Annotated in this window: 19 protein-coding genes and 1 pseudogene; 9 read left to right on the forward strand and 11 right to left on the reverse strand. The window is 67.1% G+C overall.

Going from position 1 to position 16,436, the window contains the following annotated elements; translation table 11 throughout:
• The first annotated feature begins 198 nt into the window (after positions 1-198).
• Both M8I34_RS14495 and M8I34_RS14500 read left to right on the forward strand, forming a co-directional pair.
• Entirely contained in the window at positions 199-1,047 is an 849-nt protein-coding gene (locus tag M8I34_RS14495; protein WP_250049896.1) for an oxidoreductase, read from the forward strand.
• Positions 1,047-1,661 (forward strand): TetR/AcrR family transcriptional regulator, encoded by a 615-nt coding sequence (locus tag M8I34_RS14500; RefSeq protein WP_250049897.1) that lies wholly within the window; start codon positions 1,047-1,049, stop codon positions 1,659-1,661. Before M8I34_RS14495 ends, M8I34_RS14500 begins: the two co-directional genes overlap by 1 nt.
• Positions 1,662-1,878: 217 nt before the next feature.
• Here M8I34_RS14500 and map read toward each other — a convergent pair whose 3' ends face one another.
• Entirely contained in the window at positions 1,879-2,646 is a 768-nt protein-coding gene (map, locus tag M8I34_RS14505; RefSeq protein ID WP_250049898.1) for a type I methionyl aminopeptidase, read from the reverse strand.
• A gap of 57 nt (positions 2,647-2,703) precedes the next feature.
• Here map and M8I34_RS14510 point away from each other — a divergent pair, with 57 nt between their 5' ends.
• Together M8I34_RS14510 and M8I34_RS14515 are read left to right on the forward strand one after the other, a co-directional pair.
• Positions 2,704-3,051, forward strand: coding sequence for a helix-turn-helix domain-containing protein (locus tag M8I34_RS14510; protein ID WP_250049899.1), 348 nt, complete (start codon positions 2,704-2,706; stop codon positions 3,049-3,051).
• 624 nt (positions 3,052-3,675) lie between these two features.
• Positions 3,676-4,686, forward strand: coding sequence for an aldo/keto reductase (locus M8I34_RS14515; RefSeq protein ID WP_250049900.1), 1,011 nt, complete (start codon positions 3,676-3,678; stop codon positions 4,684-4,686).
• Positions 4,687-4,692: 6 nt separating this feature from the next.
• Here M8I34_RS14515 and M8I34_RS14520 read toward each other — a convergent pair whose 3' ends face one another.
• Positions 4,693-4,896, reverse strand: coding sequence for a lipopolysaccharide assembly protein LapA domain-containing protein (locus M8I34_RS14520; RefSeq protein WP_250049901.1), 204 nt, complete (start codon positions 4,894-4,896; stop codon positions 4,693-4,695).
• A 133-nt stretch (positions 4,897-5,029) separates the two neighbouring features.
• Here M8I34_RS14520 and M8I34_RS14525 point away from each other — a divergent pair, with 133 nt between their 5' ends.
• The 3 genes from M8I34_RS14525 (at position 5,030) to M8I34_RS14535 (ending at position 7,143) form a co-directional block, all read left to right on the forward strand.
• Complete coding sequence (locus tag M8I34_RS14525) at positions 5,030-5,869, forward strand: IS5 family transposase (protein ID WP_250049902.1); 840 nt, start codon at positions 5,030-5,032, stop codon at positions 5,867-5,869.
• A 94-nt stretch (positions 5,870-5,963) separates the two neighbouring features.
• Positions 5,964-6,185: a hypothetical protein gene (locus M8I34_RS14530; protein ID WP_250049903.1), complete on the forward strand. Its 222-nt coding sequence runs from the start codon at positions 5,964-5,966 to the stop codon at positions 6,183-6,185.
• Between the two features lie 295 nt (positions 6,186-6,480).
• Entirely contained in the window at positions 6,481-7,143 is a 663-nt protein-coding gene (locus M8I34_RS14535) for a hypothetical protein (RefSeq protein ID WP_250049904.1), read from the forward strand.
• A 1,102-nt stretch (positions 7,144-8,245) separates the two neighbouring features.
• On the opposite strand, the gene M8I34_RS14545 is transcribed toward M8I34_RS14535, so the two are convergent.
• From M8I34_RS14545 to M8I34_RS14555, 3 genes are all read right to left on the reverse strand, one after another.
• On the reverse strand, positions 8,246-9,004 hold the full coding sequence (locus M8I34_RS14545; RefSeq protein WP_250049905.1) for an SDR family NAD(P)-dependent oxidoreductase: 759 nt from the start codon (positions 9,002-9,004) through the stop codon (positions 8,246-8,248).
• Between the two features lie 101 nt (positions 9,005-9,105).
• Positions 9,106-9,885 carry an SDR family NAD(P)-dependent oxidoreductase gene (locus M8I34_RS14550; protein WP_250049906.1) on the reverse strand — a complete coding sequence of 260 codons (780 nt, stop codon included), beginning with the start codon at positions 9,883-9,885 and terminating at the stop codon, positions 9,106-9,108.
• Positions 9,886-10,071: 186 nt separating this feature from the next.
• Positions 10,072-10,299 (reverse strand): Atu4866 domain-containing protein, encoded by a 228-nt coding sequence (locus M8I34_RS14555; protein WP_250049935.1) that lies wholly within the window; start codon positions 10,297-10,299, stop codon positions 10,072-10,074.
• A gap of 114 nt (positions 10,300-10,413) precedes the next feature.
• Here M8I34_RS14555 and M8I34_RS14560 point away from each other — a divergent pair, with 114 nt between their 5' ends.
• Complete coding sequence (locus M8I34_RS14560) at positions 10,414-11,331, forward strand: site-specific integrase (protein ID WP_250049907.1); 918 nt, start codon at positions 10,414-10,416, stop codon at positions 11,329-11,331.
• A gap of 131 nt (positions 11,332-11,462) precedes the next feature.
• Here M8I34_RS14560 and M8I34_RS14565 read toward each other — a convergent pair whose 3' ends face one another.
• The 5 genes and pseudogenes from M8I34_RS14565 to M8I34_RS14580 all read right to left on the reverse strand — a co-directional run bounded on the left by M8I34_RS14565 (position 11,463) and on the right by M8I34_RS14580 (position 14,985).
• The gene (locus tag M8I34_RS14565) at positions 11,463-12,338 is read right to left on the reverse strand and encodes a GNAT family N-acetyltransferase (RefSeq protein ID WP_250049908.1); all 876 of its coding nucleotides are present in this window, start codon (positions 12,336-12,338) and stop codon (positions 11,463-11,465) included.
• 272 nt (positions 12,339-12,610) lie between these two features.
• Positions 12,611-13,240 (reverse strand): class I SAM-dependent methyltransferase, encoded by a 630-nt coding sequence (locus M8I34_RS14570; protein WP_250049909.1) that lies wholly within the window; start codon positions 13,238-13,240, stop codon positions 12,611-12,613.
• Positions 13,241-13,593: 353 nt separating this feature from the next.
• The gene (locus M8I34_RS14575) at positions 13,594-13,887 is read right to left on the reverse strand and encodes a hypothetical protein (RefSeq protein WP_250049910.1); all 294 of its coding nucleotides are present in this window, start codon (positions 13,885-13,887) and stop codon (positions 13,594-13,596) included.
• Positions 13,888-14,371: 484 nt separating this feature from the next.
• Positions 14,372-14,581: pseudogene (locus tag M8I34_RS41625) on the reverse strand (hypothetical protein); the annotation flags it as partial.
• A 2-nt stretch (positions 14,582-14,583) separates the two neighbouring features.
• Positions 14,584-14,985, reverse strand: coding sequence for a helix-turn-helix domain-containing protein (locus M8I34_RS14580; protein WP_250049911.1), 402 nt, complete (start codon positions 14,983-14,985; stop codon positions 14,584-14,586).
• A 149-nt stretch (positions 14,986-15,134) separates the two neighbouring features.
• On the opposite strand from M8I34_RS14580, the gene M8I34_RS14585 reads away from it, so the two are divergent.
• Positions 15,135-16,103 (forward strand): NADPH:quinone oxidoreductase family protein, encoded by a 969-nt coding sequence (locus M8I34_RS14585; RefSeq protein ID WP_284050335.1) that lies wholly within the window; start codon positions 15,135-15,137, stop codon positions 16,101-16,103.
• Between the two features lie 115 nt (positions 16,104-16,218).
• On the opposite strand, the gene M8I34_RS41295 is transcribed toward M8I34_RS14585, so the two are convergent.
• Positions 16,219-16,353 (reverse strand): hypothetical protein, encoded by a 135-nt coding sequence (locus tag M8I34_RS41295; protein ID WP_284050319.1) that lies wholly within the window; start codon positions 16,351-16,353, stop codon positions 16,219-16,221.
• Between the last annotated feature and the right edge of the window lie 83 nt (positions 16,354-16,436).

Raw genomic sequence — 16,436 nt, forward strand, 5'->3', positions numbered from 1 at the left:
CCCGTGCGGTTCTGGTTGACGGCCTGGCTGCGGGGACTTGACGGCGCCGATCCGGGCGGTGCGCGGCACGCGGATGGCCTGGGGGTTCCATTCCGTGAGCGCTACCAGAATCGACGCGGTAACGATAAAAATCGACACGGTGTAGACTTTTGCTGAAGAGAGCGACCCGGCTCCTCGCGAGACCTCTCTGGAGGAACAATGGAGAAGCGGAACTGGCTCATCACCGGCGTCAGCACGGGCCTGGGGCGCGCCTTCGCCCAAGCCGCCCTGGCCGCCGGGCACACCGTCATCGGCACCGTCCGCTCCGAGAAGGACCTGCGGGCCTTCGAAGAGCTCAGGCCCGGGCACGCTCACGGCCGTATCCTGGACGTGACGGACGGTGACGCCGTCTCCGGCGCGGTCGCGGAGGTCGAGCAGAGCGTCGGCCCTCTGGACGTCGTCGTCGCCAACGCCGGCTACGGCCTGGAAGGGACCTTCGAGGAAACCCCGCTGGCCGAGGTGCGACGGCAGTTCGAGGTGAACGTGTTCGGGGCGGTGGCCACCCTGCAGGCGGCGCTGCCCCACATGCGCCGCCGCCGCCGCGGACACCTGATGGCCGTTACCTCCATGGGCGGGCTCATGGCCGTGCCCGGCATGTCCGCCTACTGCGGCAGCAAGTTCGCCCTGGAGGGAATCCTGGAGGCGCTGGGCAAGGAAGTGGCGCAGTTCGGAATCCATGTGACGGCGATCGAGCCCGGCTCCTTCCGCACCGACTGGGCCGGACGGTCCATGGCACGTGCCGCGCGGACCGTCGACGACTACGACGAGTTGTTCACCCCCATCCGCGAATCGCGGCAGAAGGCCAGCGGGAACCAGCTGGGCAATCCGGCCAAGGCGGGGGAAGCGGTCGTGCACATCACGACGGTCGAGCAGCCGCCGGCCCACCTCGTCCTGGGCTCGGACGCGCTGCGGCTGGTCACCGCCGCGCGCACGGCCGTGGACGAGGACATCCGCGCGTGGGAGACACTCTCGCGTACGACCGACTTCGCCGAGGGCGCTCAGCTCTGATGCCCGGCCACCATTCCGCGCGCAGCCGTCGCACCACCGAGCGCAAGGGGGATGTCCGGGAGCGGGCCATCCTCGACACCTGCGAAGCCCTGCTGGCGCACAAGGGCTACGACGCCATGACCGTCGGCGACATCGCCCAGGGCGCCGGCATCACACGCGGGGCCCTGTACTTCTACTTCGGCTCCAAGCAAGAAGTGGTCACGGCACTCGTGGCCCGGACCGTCGAGCACCTGTGGGAACGGTCCCGGGTCACCGCGCAGACCGACGAGCCACGCCAGGCCATCGCAGCAGCCATGCAGCGCACGGTCGAGCTGTGGAACGAACACGGCCCGGTCATGCGCACGGCGATCGACCTGTCGTTGACCGTGCCGGAGATCGGTGAACTGTGGAAGCACACGGCTGACCTGTTCATCGCGGCCATCACCGCCGTCCTGGAACGCGCCGGCATCCAGGCCGGCGCTGCACCGGACCAGGCCTCGGCGATGGCACGCGCCCTGTGCTGGATGATCGAGCGGACCTTCTACCACGCTTCACAGGAATCCCGCGAGAAGCTCCAAGAGGCGTCGGCGACGTGCGAACACATCTGGCTGACCAGCGCCGGCCTGATCACTTGAGGTATCTGCCATGGACGCGGTGAGGCGCTTCTGGAAGCTGCCCCAGTTCGGAAGGTTGACGGCAACCAGGACCTCGCCATCGTGCGGGTGGCTGTTCGGTGTGCAAGCGGCGAGCAGCTCGGACGTGGTGACCTCCCGGTTCGAGGCGGCCGGGATAGTTGAGGCCCGGCCGCGCCTGGCAGCCGGGTCTGCTGACGCGGCAGCGGTGTGGGCTCCCTTACGGTCGGGTGAGAATTTCGGCTCCGCTGTCGGTGATGGCGATGGTGTGCTCGCTGTGCGCGGTCCGGCAGCCCGTCGCGCTGCGCAGCGTCCAACCGTCGGCGTCGGTGACGAGTGTGGCGGTGTCGGCCATGACCCAGGGCTCCAGGGCGAGCAGCAGTCCGGGGCGCAGCTTGTATCCGCGGCCGGGCCGTCCGGTGTTCGCGATGTGTGGGTCCTGGTGCATGGTCGAGCCGATGCCGTGGCCTCCGAACTCGGTGTTGATCGGGTATCCCGCCTTGCTGAGGACCGTGCCGATGGCGTGGGAGAGGTCGCCGATGCGCGCCCCAGGCTTGGCGGCGGCGATGCCGGCGGCGAGTGCACGTTCGGTCGTCTCGATCATCGCGACGCTCTCCGCTGGCCTGGCCTTGCCCACCAGAAAGCTGATCGCGGCGTCCGCGGCCACCCCGCCCCTGGTTACGGCGAGGTCGAGAGTCAGCAGATCCCCGTCTGCCAGCGTGTAGTTGTGAGGCCGCCCATGGAGCACTCCGTCGTTGACGGCCGTGCAGATGTAGTGCCCGAACGGGCCGCGCCCGAAGGAAGGCGCGTAGTCGACGTAGCAGGACTGCGCTCCCGCCTCGGTGATCATCTCCTTGGCCCACTGGTCGATGTCCAGCAGGTTCGTCCCGACCCTGCTGCGCTGCTTCAGCGTGTGCAGGATGTTTCCGACCAGGGCGCCGGTGTCCCTCGCCCGCTCAAGCCGCGCGGAGTTCAGGATCTCAATCATGGGGGACCTCTCATGTGCGTCCAATAACTATACCGGTATAACTGTACCGGTATTAGAATGGGGTCATGGTCAGTCAGGTTGCCGCTCACCCCCGCCGAGGTAGAACGCGGACAGCGCCTTGGCGCCCTGCTCCGCCGAGCCCGGGGCTGCCGCTCAATGCTGGACGTGGCGCTCGCTTCGCACATCTCGCCGGAAACTCTGCGGAAGATCGAATCCGGCCGTGTGGCTACCCCCGCCTTCTCGACCATCGCAGCGATCGCCGACACCCTCGGCCTGTCTCTCGACGCCGTCTGGGCCGAGATGAGCCAGGCGGAGCGAACCGTCGAGGATCAGTCGGTCCTGCCTGTCACCGGCATCGATCGCTGGTTTCGTAACGCCGCACCCAGAGAGTCAGCGGTTCACTGACCGCGCTGTGCCGGTACGCCTGCGTGCACGCTGATCACCTCGTCGACCAGCCCGAGCACCGCCTGGCCTGTCGTTTGCGGGCGGCATCGAGTTCCGCGTGAGTGGTCCTGCGCCGGCCGTCGTTCCGAACTCCACCGGCCGCAGTCCCCGGTACTGCGTCGACGCATGCTGGCGCGCAGCCACACACCGATGCCCTGTTCACATCGGGCGCCGATCCGGCGCACCCCGGGGCTTACCGCAGGCGACCACTGCGCCTGACCGGCACATCCCCGACACCGCCGGACGGGACCCCGTGTGCCGCTCGCGGCACAGTCCCAGGCGCCATAACTAAGAGATGCCGCGGGTAGGGGCGCCGTCGCGAGCGCCGTGATACCGCCGCCCGGACCAGCGGAATCTCTTAGTGATCGAGCGATGATCGGTCGTGGCGACGGACCCGCGAGGGCGGTTTGCCGTCGGGGGGCTGAGTAGTGCCCCACGCGCTCGGCCGAGAATTGACAGTTTGTTACTCGCTACTACTGAGTTCTCTGGTATGTCTGGCCGAAACGGTCGAAACCTGACAGGGCGCGCATGCCCCACGCCTCCGAAGTTGTGTTGGAGCGCACTCCAATTCCTAGGTTCGGAAGCATGCGATACATCAAACTCGGAACGACCGGACTGGAAGTCTCTGCCATCACCCTCGGCTGCATGAGCTTCGGCGAGCCGGACCGGGGCGGCGAGCCCTGGTCGCTGGGCGCGGACGCCAGCCGGGACATCATCAAGCAGGCCCTCGAGGGCGGCGTCAACTTCCTCGACACGGCCAATGGGTACAGCGCCGGAAGCAGCGAGGAGATCGTCGGCCAGGCGGTCAAGGACTTCACCCGGCGCGAGGAGGTCGTTCTCTCCACCAAGGTCTGGATGCGGATGCGCCCCGGCCCGAACGGCGCCGGGCTGTCCCGCAAGGCGATCTTCGCCGAGCTCGACGCCTCCCTGAAGCGACTGGGGACCGACTACATCGACCTGTACCAGATCCACCGCTGGGACTACGACACCCCGATCGAGGAAACCCTCGAGGCGCTGCACGACGCGGTCAAGTCCGGGAAGGTCCGCTACATCGGAGCCTCTTCCATGCACGCCTGGCAGTTCGCCAAGGCCCTGTACCTGGCTGACCTGAACGGCTGGACCCGGTTCGTGTCGATGCAGGACCACTACAACCTCATCCACCGAGAAGCAGAGCGGGAGATGCTCCCGCTCTGCGCCGACCAGGGCATCGGCGTGATCCCGTGGAGCCCGCTGGCGCGGGGCAGGCTGACGCGGGCCCGGGACACCGCCACGGCGCGTGCCGAGACCGACGAGGGCGGCAAGATCCTCTACCGCGACGAGGACCAGGCAGTGGCCGAGCGCGTCCACGAGATCGCGGGCAAGCGGGGTCTGTCCCCGGCCCAGGTCGCCCTGGCTTGGGTCATGCGCAACCCGGCGGTGACCTCGCCCATCGTCGGGGTCACCAAGCCGGCCCAGCTGGCCGACGCGGTCGCCGCGGTGGACGTCGAACTCGACGAAGACGAGACCGCCTACTTGGAGGAGCCCTACCAGCCGCACGAGGCCGCCTACCTGGAGGAGTCCTTCTACAAGCCGCACCCTGTGGCGGGCTCACGGTAGTCCGGGCTACCGCCGGACCTTCGACGAGTCCTTGGCCTCGGCCTTCACAGCCCTGTGGTGGGCCCGGCGGTGCTTGCGGGCGGTCGCGCGCAACTGCATGATCTGCGCGCTGCCCGCCAGCGCGGTGAGCAGGATGCCCGCCACCGCGGCCAGCAGCAGGGCCACGCGCAGCGGAACGTGCCCGTGGGCACCGAAGTAGCTGACGTCCACCGACTGCTCCTGAGTTTGGTCAATTGGTAAGAGATTTCGCGGGTAGGGGCGTCGGGCTGATGTGACGTGGACACCGGGATCCGTTTTGACGTGGGACTCCTATTACATCTCTACATCTGAAATCGGAGCACCGGTGCCCGCCGTCGAAGCATGGGCGATCGAGCCCTTGTGGGTCCAGTTCGAGGACCTCCTGCCACCGCATCTCGAGACACATCCGTGGGGCTGTCACAACCCACGGATCCCGGACCGGATCGTGTTCGACAAGCTCGTCGCGAAACTCGTCTTCGGCGGCTCGTACGCGAAGCACGCCGATCAATCGTGCTCGGCAACCACGATGAGAACCCGACGCAACGAGTGGATCGCGGCTGCTGTCTTCGCAGGGCTGGAGCAGATCGTGTTGGAGGCCTACGACCGTGTCGTGGGCCTGGACCTGGCCGACATCACCGTCGACGGGCAGATCACCAAAGCACCCTGCGGTGGCGAGGTCGCCGGGAAATCACCGATTGACCGGGGAAAACTCGGGATCAAGTGGTCGCGGATGACCGACGGACGCGGGATCCCGCTGGGCTGTGTCGTGACCGGCGCGAACCGGCACGACTCCCCGTTCCTGCGCCCGACGCTAGAGAAGCTCGGGCGTATCGAGCTCGCGTTGCCTGAGCAGATCACGGTACACCTGGACGCGGGCTACGACTCCACGGTCCCCCGCAGACTGCTGACCGATCTCGGCTGCGAGTGGCGGATCCAGCCCCAGGGCGTCGTGATCCCGATCAACCACACTCGCCGCTGGGTCGTCGAGCGCACCAACTCCTGGTACAGCCGCGGCTTCAACTTCACCCTGTCCTGCACGGAACGTCGAGCGGTCGTCATCAACGCACTGCTCGCGTTGATGACTGCGATCATCGTGATCCGACGCCTCATCCGCGAAGCCTGGACCAGCCAATGCTGGGACACACGGCCAGCCCGTCGACCATGACGCCTTGCCCTCTACCCGCGGAATCTCTAAGTATTGCCCCGACTCGCGTGTCCACCGGGGCCTGTTCGGCCGGACGTACCGGCAGAGCGCGGTCGTGTCCAAGGCGTTCGGCATTCTGGCCGACCGGCCCGAGCACTACGTCTACTCGCCCGCCGTCGGCTGCGTCACCGCCGGAGTGCCCAGCGAGGACGTCGTCACCCACTACTCCTGCCGCCGCGCCCCGGGCGCCCTGCACCAGTCCCCGGAGCTGCTGGACGGCTCACCGGTCAGCAAAGGCCACCTTTCGGCGACGGCCGCGCGCGGACGACACCTGTGAGCGGTTTGTGAGCCGAACATGAGCCATGTGGCCGAATATCGGTGGTGTGCCGGTCGCAGCGGCAGCCCCTCAGGGGCGCGTGGCCGGCGGCACTCCGTTCCTCGCCGGTTCGGAGCTGACGCACACCTCGCTCACGACGGGAGCCGCCTTCCGCTGACGGCAACACCCGGAGTCGTGAACGGAATCGCAGGACGCAATCCGCGCTTCAGGTGGAAAGTAGGGACATAAAAAAATGAACATACGAGTACGCAATGTTCTCCCGTCCGGCAGAGGCCGCCGGGCAAAGGCGGTCGCGGTGGGATCGATGGCCCTCGCGGCGACGCTGTGCCTGTCCATCACCCCGGCACAGGCGGACGGCGGCGGCGGCGGTTGGGTATCCCACCCGTCGGACGGGGTGCCCGTTTCCCAGGGCGACGGCATCTGGAGCACCCCCGAGAAGGTCGCGGAGTTCCTCTCCGACTGCGGCGAGGACTGCACCTTCACCCCCACCTCATGGGTCGGGGAGCCGACCGAGAGCACGCCGAGGTTGGTGGGGGCCTATCGCGACAACTGCACCACCTCGGACGCTGACTTGAAGCAGGGCGATGCGGAGACCACCGGCGAAACGACGGTCATCGGCATGTCGGTCGGCGCGAACCCCGTCTCGGTGCTGCCGAAGATCGAGCACACCTGGTTCAAGCAGAACACGGAGAGCAGCGATACCACGGGCCATGTGAAGCCCGGCGAGATCGGTTGGATCGACGAGGTGTCGGTCACCCGGAAGGCGAAGGGCAACTGGCACCTCAACGGCGTCGACCAGTCGAACCCCTTCGCTCCCGTGAACAAGCACAACTCCCATGGTCCCCACGACTTCACCGATATCGAGGGGGACATCACCTACAAGATCATGAGAGTCCAGTCCCGCCCCATGACCGCCGAAGAGCGCACCAACCGCTGCGGCAACACAAGTCCCAGCTAACCCAGTTGGCGCGGAAGCCGACGACCACCGACATTCCGTGAACGGCCCCAACTCGGGACGAGAGTCTACGGACCGGTGCCGATTGCGAGCTCTACACCAGTAAACAAGGGCCCTCGCCACCCCGGCCACCTCCTCGGCCGAGAACACACCAGCCCCAGGGCACTGACCTGGGGCTGGTGCCCTGGAGCGGGCGGCGAGCACGGCCCCGGCAGGAAACGGCCGATGCCGTTTGAGCCGTCCCGCGGGTGCCCGCAGTGCTGTAGCAGCACGAGAGCCGGTCGAACTGATCGAGGCCCTCAGCGGCCGCCGTAAGGGCACCTGGATCCTGACCACCCGCCACCCGCGTAGAGCCGGCCCCGTAAAGCCGACCGCAGGCAACAGCGGACCCCCGCGCACGGTTTCTGGATCTACGACGACCGGCTCGTGACCGTCGAGACCATCAACGCCGAGCTGTGGCTCGACGACTCAGACAGGGCCGTGCGGGCAGCGGATCCGTGAGCGATGATCCCGCCATGACGAGCCTTCCCTGGCGCCCAGTGCGCATCGTGAGGGTGAGATGTCGCACCCTCGGGTGGCGACGCCCAGGCATCCCTTCAGTGTTCGTAGCGACTCGAGACCACCGAAACATTCGGCGAGCCCTCCGCGATAGCGTCAGGTATCGCGCTGCCGGTGCCGGGGCAACTTCGCCTCTGTTGTTGGATTTTGCACACTACTCACATCCCGGGCATTCCCGCTGCGGGTATCAAGAGTGCCGGGCACGCGGGAGTAATGCGGCGTGTGTCGGCGGCGGTTGCCCTCGTGGGCGCGGCCCGTCCCCGTCAAGCCAGGCCAGATGAAACCCACGCCCTCTTCGTCCCGAACGACGTGTTCAAAATGCCCTGACCTGCTCCGATGGGAATCTGTGCAGGTCAGGCAGTCGGTATGGATTGATCTCGCTTGGTCTCGGCCGGCCTCGGAGATCAGAAATTCTCCCAGGTTTCTCCCATGTGCCGAGGGGTTTCTAGGCGGTCGACGGACCAGTACGGCACGGGACTGCCGCCGCGCTTGTTGCGCTGCTCGTCGAGCATGTCTGTTTGATCTTCTCCGTCCGCATGGGGAGGGGTCAGTGGGCGGTGAGGCCGCCGTCGACCACCAGCTCGGTGCCGGTAATGAATGAGGACTCGTCGCCGGCGAGGAAGAGCATGGCCGAGGCGATCTCGTCGGCGCGGCCCGCGCGGCGCATCGGGGTACGTACGATGTCCGGCTGCTGGTCTCCCTGCTCGTCCAGGAGGTCCTGGATCATCGGCGTGGCGATGACTCCGGGGTGGAGGGAGTTGACCCGTACTCCCTGGCGGGCGTACTCGACAGCCGCGGTTTTGCTGAGCAGGCGCACCGCGCCCTTGGATGCCTGGTAGGCCGCGGCTGCTCCGCTTCCCACGAGGCCCAGGACGGACGAGGTGTTGATCACCGAGGCGTTGCCGCCGGCGCGCAGCAGGGGCATGGCCGCCTTCATCCCGAGCCAGGTGCCTTTCTGGTTCACGTCGATGACGCGGTTCCACGCGTCTTCCTGGGTGTCCTCGATGCCTGGCCAGTCCAGGATGCCCGCGAGATTGACGAGAATGTCCAGGGTGCCGAACCGCTCGCGGACGGTGGTGATCACCCCGTCCCATTGCTGGGCGGAGGAGACATCCAGGCAGGCGGAGACGATTTCCGCGCCGGTCTCCTCAATCTCCTCCGTGAGTGCTGTGAGGCGCTCCTGGTGGACGTCGGTGACGACCAGCCGCGCGCCTTCGCAGGCGAACAGCTTGGCGGTCGCTGCGCCGATTCCTCCCGTCGCGCCGGTGATCAGTGCGACCTTGCCGTCAAGTCGTTGTCCCGTCATTGCGGTGTCGTCCTCTCTCGGTCGGGACTCGGGTGGGTCTCGGTCGTGGTTCGCTGGGGCAGTACCGCCCCGCGCTCGAACGGGGCGGGCGGTGTGTGGGGTCAGGCGGCAGTGAAGCCGCCGTCGGCGGCGACGACGGCGCCGGTCATGAAGCTGGAGCGCGCCGAGGCGAGGAATCCGATGATCTCGGCGATCTCCTCCGGCTGGGCCACGCGGCCCAGCGGGTGCGCGCCGGCGAAGGAGCGCAGGTAGGCGCGGCTGTCGTCACGGATGTTGTCGAGCATGTCGGTCTCGATCACGCCCGGTGCCACGACGTTGGCCCGGATGTTGTGGGGGCCGCCCTCCAGCGCGATGACCTTGGTCAGCTGTGCCAGGGCTCCTTTGGACGCGGTGTAGGCCGACCCCTCTGGCAGCGCGACCGTGCAGGTGTAGGAGCCGACGTTGACGATCGCCCCGCCTCGTCCGTGCTCGCGCATGGCGCGGAACGCCTCCCGGGCATGGAGGAACGCGCCGCGGGCGTTGACGGCCATCAGGGTGTCCCAGTCTTCTGCCGTGGTCTCGGTGAAGGGTTTGTTCAGCGTCCGCCCCGCGTTGTTGACCAGAATGTCCAGGCCACCGAAACGCTCCTGCGCCAGCTCTACCGCACGCAGGGCCGTCTCCTCCCGGGAGACGTTGCCGACCAGGGTGGTCACACCGTCGAACTCCGCGGTCAGGTCCTCCACCTCGGGCCGGATGTCCTCGGCCAGGACGCGTACTCCACGGGCGTGCAACCACGCCACGGTGGCCCTGCCCACGCCGCGCGCGGCGCCGGTCACCACAGCAACCGTGCCACGCAGGGCGTCACCATCCCGCGTGGGGCGTCGGTCCGTGTCTGTCGTCATCTTCGTTCTCCCGCTCAAGGGCCTGTACTGGCGTCCATGGGCGCACGCGTACTGTCCGCTGTGCCCGAGGTCGCTGCTGCTGCGCACTGGCGACGGGGACGGCCCCGATCTCGTCGATGTCGCCCCCTGCCGGCCGACTGACTGAGCGGGCCACGGCCTTCGCGACCGCCGGCTTGCCGATGCCCCTCATGACTGGTACTCCTCCTTGCGGTGGAGCACCAGGTGCTCGTGGTAGAGCACGCCATCACGCACCTCACCGGTCGCGGTGAATCCGGAGTCATCGACGTACTGCAGACGGTTGCCGGTCACTGTGTAGCGGCCCGTGTACGCGCTTGGTCGCTTCCCGCGGGCTTCGTCGTAGCGACCGTCCGCCCGTAGCTCCTGACGGATGTCACCGTCCGCGGTCACCCACATCCCGACCACGTCAACACTGTCCTCACTCGCCTGCGGCACGAGGCCCTCCTCCCGTCCGATGTCGTCCCTTTCGCCACCGAGTCTGGACGCCCCAGAAGCCGCCAACCAGGACGTTTGCTGTCCGGGTGCCACACACCCAGGCAGCTCCTGCAGATCGCCCCGTCGAAGACGGACCAAGAACGACTTGTCCTGGTCACACCAGAACTGGCCGACGTGCTGAGCGCGATCGTCTCCCGAGTCCGCGCTCCCGACGGGAGAGTTCCCCTGGTTCGAAGCTACGACCATTACGAACGGGTCTGGAACCCGCCGATGCCCCTCCTGCTTCAAGATCGCATGAGTGGCTATCCGCGTCCGCTGTCTGAAGCGTCGATCCGCAGGGGACTCGACGCGACTCTGCTGGCCTCAGGATTGGTGGACAGCGTGGGCGAACCCCTCATCTTCCAGCCCCATGACTTCCGACGAATCTTCATCACGGACGCCATCCTCAACGGCTTGCCGCCCCACATCGCCCAGGTCATTGCTGGTCACGACCACATCGGAACGACGATGGGATACGCCGCCATCTACCCGACGGACGCCATCGAGGCACATCGAGCATTCATCGCCCGACGCCGGGCCCTGCGGCCTGTCGAGGAGTACCGCACCGTCACCCCAGAGGAATGGGACGAGTTCCTCGGGCATTTCGAGCGCCGCAAGCTCGCCCTAGGCGAGTGCGGCCGCGCATACGGAACCGACTGTGCTCATGAACACGCCTGTGTCCGTTGTCCCGTCCTCATCGTTCACGCGACGGAACGTCCTCGGCTCGTAGAGATCCGCGACAACCTCCTCGCGCGCATCCTGGAAGCCGAACGCGAAGGTTGGCTCGGCGAGATCGAAGGCTTGCAGAGCAGCCTGACCCACGCCGAGGAGAAGCTCGCCCAACTCGACGCGCGGATCTCCCGGCAGCAGGAGTCCGTCGATTTGGGAATTCCCACCTTCCGGGAGATCGTTGCTCGCACCACTGCCGCGGTCACACCGCCGGAGCCTTTGTGACCTGGACGGTTGTCACCTCCGGCGATGCTCAGTAGGTGTTTTTCTCCCTGCGCTGTTCACCGAAGCACAGGCCGGTCTAGGCGACGGAGTTCTGGTGGTGCTGCGGTGTTGTTTGTGCCTGTCGTGTCAGTTCAGCTGGCTTCCGGTTCGGTGTACGCGAAGTCGTACGGGGCCCAGTCGGTGACACGGCGGTAGCCGAGTCGCTGGTAGAGGGCGTTACTGGTGGGGTTGCCCGCGTCTGTGTACAGCACGACCTCCGTGGCACCTGCAGCGAGCGCGGCCCGGCTCACCTGGGTGGTCACGGCGGCCGCGTAGCCGCGGCCACGGAGGTGGGCCGGGGTGTAGACGGGGTCTACCCGGACCATCCCAGCGACCATTGGGTTCAGACCGGCCATGGAGACGGGGGTTCCGTCCGGGGTCTCCCAGAAGGTGTAGCGCTTCTCGGCGAAGCGGGTGCCAGCCCAGGAGGCGGCGTCGATGGTTACGGTCTCCCCGAGGTCGGCGGCGAGTTCGCGGCACCAGCGCATGAGGTGCTCATGGTCCTGCTGGCCGACCAGGCGGCTGCGGCCGTCCGGGTGCGGCTTCGGCGGGGTGAGGGTATCCAGGCGGTACAGGTGCATCCGGACGCGGAGCGTAGACGTCGCGCCGGTGTGCTGCTGCCAGGCTTTGGCGAACGCGGTGGCGGTGTCGTGGTCCGCGGTGACGCCGGACAGCGTGTGGCCAAGGCCGGTCAGATGGGCAGCGAGGGCGTCGCCCTGTTCGGGGGAGAGCGGAGTGAGGGTCAGCCGGCGAGTCGGCGGGCGGTAGAAGATCGCCTGGGTCTCACCGTCCGACTCCAGTCGGCCGAAGAGGACGGTGCCGGGCGTGTACGCGCCTGGGTGGGTCCGCCACTTATCCAACGTGGTGAGCGGCGTGTTGTGCAGGGCGGGGCGCGAGCGGAGGAAGTCTCCGGCGCGGGTGAGGAAGTCGTCGATGTCTTCGGTGAAGTGCCAGGCATCTGGGCGCATGCTTCATGATCCCGCATGCACGAGAAGCCGGAGAGCCGATGCCCGAAGATGAGTTAGGAAGCGGATCACCGCACTTCCGGCAGTACCGCCGAGCCGTCCTGTCAACCCCCACGGGCCAGATCATCCAGCCGTACCCACCTCACGGCCAGGGATCAAAAACACCTACCGAGTGGACGCTGGCACCGATCGAAATCGATCGGCCAGAACGCGGCGCGACGAGCTTCATCCAGGCGAACGATCTGCACCACCCGGCCCAGGCCACGGGCCACGCTCTACGGGCGGCGGGCCAGCAAGTGGGTGTCGAGGAAGCCCCGCTCGGACGCTGGGTCGTGGAGCAACCGAGCCACCGTGACGAGTCCGGCCCCGGCCAGCAACTCGGCGAACCTCTCGGCCGGCCAGCTATAGGCGGGCGCCACCTTGTGATCGAAGCGGACTGGTTCCGGCCCCTCGGTCCCGAAGAAGGACACCAGGAGCAGGCCCCCTGGTGCCAGGACACGCACCTGCTCGGCGAGCAGCGCGGGCAATTCTCCAGGTGGGGTATGGATCATCGAGTAGTGGGCCAGCACTCCGCCGAGCGCGCCGTCCTCGACCGGCAGGGCTTCCATTCGCGCTTCGTCGAACCGCAGTGCCGGATGGGCCCGCCGAGCGTGGTCGACCATGGCCGGGGAGAGGTCGAGCCCGAAGGCGTCCAGCCCCAAGGCGTGCAGCATGGCCGTCAGATGACCGGGTCCGCACCCGACGTCGGCTGCCCGCCGGTTCCCCGTGCCACGCACGAGCTCGGCGAAGGTGCCGATCATGTTCCGCGCGAACGGCTGCGTCTCCAACCCATTAGCGAACATCGACGCGTACAGCTCGACGACCCCGTCGTAGGCCGCCCTGGTCTCGTCCTGGTGTTTTAACACGGGAAGGAAAGTAACACCCGCGCCGTACGCAGCCGTTCTCCGGCCCCATACCGGCCCTTCCCCTCAGGACTGATCGTCCCGTCACCTGATCACGGGACGCCTCGGTAGTCCGGAGAAGCCAGGTGTAGTGCCCCACCGGCTCGCCGTCCTCCCCGGTCCAGGCCAGGCCGCTCAGAGGGAAGGAGACCCAGGACATCATCGGGCCGCCCGACAGCCTCTGGCAGTGCGTGTAACTGCAGGTTTCCCTGTCAAGTCCATGTGTTCAGGTCTTGTGCTCCTCTGTGTTGTGGCGTGCGGTGGTAGCCGTCGAAGGAGTGGGACGGCCACCCAACGGTTCGGACGAGCAGCTCCTGTCAGGCTGACTGTGCCTCGTTCACCGGCGCGATGCAGGCCACTTCGATGGAATTGATGGACCTGTGTGTGTTCTCGTCGCCGAGCATGTTCCCGATGCAGAGAACTATGTCGCGGGCGACTCTCAAATTCTCCGCCGATGTCCCGATGTTCCACTCACCCAGATTCTTCGAAGCGGCCCGCAGTTCTCGAAGTCCTGGGATGTGGTCGTGCGCTTTCTTCACGTCAGGTAACGACGGCCCGAATGCCTCTAGGAAGTCCTCCAGTTCCTTTCTGAAGTCGTCCTGGTTGAGCATCCCCTGAACCGTCTTGGACTCCCGCACGGCTCTCGCAGAGTTCTCCGCATCCTGGCCGAGCAGGTCCCGCTGCGGGCCCCAGCCCGGGAGTTCGCGCCCTGCTGGCGGGCGAGGACAGGATGCCGGCCGGGACCATCGAGGGTGCGGGTGAAGGGGTGAAGCCGCCGGCCAGTGGACGGGCGGTCAGCCAGCCGCACTGTGCTCGGTCTCCGGCACCGGGGGCAGTCAGTGCACCGCGTTGTCCTTGAAGGACGCGTGGATGGGCACAAGGTCTGCGCCGCTCGTGTCGTCGAGGGCGGTGGCGTTGATGCCGATCTCCGGGGTGTCGCTGTCGATCGCCGCGACACGGCTGCCACAGGTCGGGCAGAAGTCGCGCTTCGCCTCGCCTTGGAAGGTCTCGTACCAGGTCGGCTCGCTCTCGCCGGTCCAGGTGACGGTCTCGAATTCACGAATGGACGGCGACCTGCGAGGACCGCTTCGGCACTCACCCTGTCCATGTGGTGCACGAATGGAACACCGCGGTGCACGTCCAGGACAACGAGTCCGACCCGAAGAAGCGCGCGTTCAAGGCTGCCAGTGCGTGTGGTGCGAGCCCTTCCGCGTCATCACGATGGCTTTCGGACCACTGGGCGTAGCCTCGCTTGAACGCGAGGACTCCCAGTTCACCCGCGAGATGCGCGGTCGGGTCGGGAACGATCAGCTGTGACTCTTGACGGCTTCGGCGGGCTGGGCGTTGGCGCGGGCGTCGTATTCCGCGCGGGCGTCGTCGATGTGCGCCAGGTGCTCGATGGTCCACTTCCGGAGGGGCGCGGTGGCTTCGTAGAGCGTTCTGCCCATCGGGGTGAGCTCGTAGGTGACGTGAGGCGGCATGACGTTGTGGACGGTGCGGATCAGGATGCCGTCCCGTTCCAGGCTCCGCAGGGTCACGGTGAGCATGCGCTGGCTGATTCCGTCGACGGTTCGCTTTAGTTCGGTGAAACGGCGCGGCCCCAGATCGAGGCGGCACACGACCAGGAGCGACCACTTGTCCCCGACCATGCCGAGGACGACGCGGGCCCGGCCCGCGTCCTGCTGCGACTGGCTATCAGTCGGGGGCATCGTTACCTCCAGAGAACCGGGACACCAAAAAGTGCCTTATTGATCGGGATGCGGCTGGTACACCATGCTGGTCACGGTTCTTGAAGAGTACCGAGGCGCGAAAAGTAACCGTGCCGTTCCTTCCTGTTGCCCCATCCCAGGAGCCCCCCATGCGTGCTGTGCACATCACCACCCTCAAGGGTCCCGACGCCATAGAGCTCGTCGAAGTCGATGAACCGACGGTCGATGCCGAGTCGGTCGTCATCGACGTGCACGTCGCCGGCGTGACCTTTCCGGAGGTCTCGCAGAGCCGCGGTGAGTACCACCTGCGGCGGACCCTTCCCTTCATCCCGGGCACCGAGGTCGCCGGAGCCGTCAGGTCCGCCCCCTCGGACAGCGGCCTGACAGCGGGGCAGCGGGTCGCGGCCTTCCCCGGGGTCGGCGGATACGCCGAGACGGTGACCGCCCCGCCGACGGCGGTCTTCCCGCTCCCCGACAATGTGTCCTTCGACGCGGGCGCGGCCCTGCCCATGAACTATCTGACCATGCACTTCGGCCTGGTGCGCCGGGCGCAACTGAAGCCGGGTGAGACCGTTTTGGTGCACGGAGCAGCCGGCGGCGTCGGCACCGCCGCGGTGCAGTTGGCCGCCGCACTGGATGCCAGGGTGGTCGCGGTCGTGTCCGCACCGGGAAAAATCGATACGGCGAAGGCTGCCGGCGCCGATGAGGTCGTCTTGGCCGACGCCTTCGAGGACGCGGTGCTGGAACTGACCGGAAATCGCGGCGTTGACATCGTCGTGGACCCGGTCGGAGCCGGCCGGGTCTCCGGCTCGCTGCGCATCCTCGCGCGCGAGGGCCGCCTTCTGGTCGTCGGCTCAACGGGCGGCGACGTTGCCCAGATCAAGGTCGACAGCCTTATGCGCAACAACCTCAACGTCTCAGGAGTCGGCTGGGGCGCGTTCTGGGTGGAGCAGCCTTCCTATCTGCAGGAGCAGTGGGCCGCGCTACTGCCTCTCCTGCGGGCCGGCAAGCTTCAGCCCGTGATGGGGCGGCGCTTCCCGCTTGAGCAGGCATCGCAGGCTCTGCTCGAACTCGACGAGCGCCGCGCGCAAGGGAAGGTGCTGCTGGACGTCCAGTGAGAGACCGCCCTCGTGGTCTTTGCTGGTCAGCGGGGCTGGTGTGATGTTCGGGTGGCGGTGCTCGTGCTGATCGGGAGTGTGATCGTGGACGCGTGATCGTCCGTCATCGCTGGACTTAGTTGGTCGCAAGGACGAGCAGGGCCCGCAGGAGGGTGATCGCGTGCCGGGCGTTCATGCGGTGTTTGTAGAGCTGGGTCAGAGCGGCTGCCTCACGGTTCCACTTCGTTCCACCGATCCGCTGCGGATTCAACGGCGAGTAAAGTCGTCAGCCCTCCCGAAGCCCGCACGGAGATGGCCCGCGCCATCGCCGAGTTGGCCGGACTCTACGGCGCT

Origin of the sequence: Streptomyces sp. MCA2 (assembly GCF_023544705.1) — a bacterium.
GTDB lineage: Bacteria > Actinomycetota > Actinomycetes > Streptomycetales > Streptomycetaceae > Streptomyces > Streptomyces decoyicus.

What these genes read in the sequence shown, in the direction of transcription:
- M8I34_RS14495 (WP_250049896.1), top strand. Translation starts at nt 199, where the DNA reads ATGGAGAAGCGGAACTGGCTCATCACCGGCGTCAGCACGGGCCTGGGG.
- M8I34_RS14500 (WP_250049897.1), top strand. Translation starts at nt 1,047, where the DNA reads ATGCCCGGCCACCATTCCGCGCGCAGCCGTCGCACCACCGAGCGCAAG.
- map (WP_250049898.1), bottom strand. Translation starts at nt 2,646, where the DNA reads ATGATTGAGATCCTGAACTCCGCGCGGCTTGAGCGGGCGAGGGACACC.
- M8I34_RS14510 (WP_250049899.1), top strand. Translation starts at nt 2,704, where the DNA reads ATGGGGTCATGGTCAGTCAGGTTGCCGCTCACCCCCGCCGAGGTAGAA.
- M8I34_RS14515 (WP_250049900.1), top strand. Translation starts at nt 3,676, where the DNA reads ATGCGATACATCAAACTCGGAACGACCGGACTGGAAGTCTCTGCCATC.
- M8I34_RS14545 (WP_250049905.1), bottom strand. Translation starts at nt 9,004, where the DNA reads ATGACGGGACAACGACTTGACGGCAAGGTCGCACTGATCACCGGCGCG.
- M8I34_RS14550 (WP_250049906.1), bottom strand. Translation starts at nt 9,885, where the DNA reads ATGACGACAGACACGGACCGACGCCCCACGCGGGATGGTGACGCCCTG.
- M8I34_RS14555 (WP_250049935.1), bottom strand. Translation starts at nt 10,299, where the DNA reads ATGTGGGTGACCGCGGACGGTGACATCCGTCAGGAGCTACGGGCGGAC.
- M8I34_RS14565 (WP_250049908.1), bottom strand. Translation starts at nt 12,338, where the DNA reads ATGCGCCCAGATGCCTGGCACTTCACCGAAGACATCGACGACTTCCTC.
- M8I34_RS14575 (WP_250049910.1), bottom strand. Translation starts at nt 13,887, where the DNA reads ATGCTCAACCAGGACGACTTCAGAAAGGAACTGGAGGACTTCCTAGAG.
- M8I34_RS14580 (WP_250049911.1), bottom strand. Translation starts at nt 14,985, where the DNA reads ATGCCCCCGACTGATAGCCAGTCGCAGCAGGACGCGGGCCGGGCCCGC.
- M8I34_RS14585 (WP_284050335.1), top strand. Translation starts at nt 15,135, where the DNA reads ATGCGTGCTGTGCACATCACCACCCTCAAGGGTCCCGACGCCATAGAG.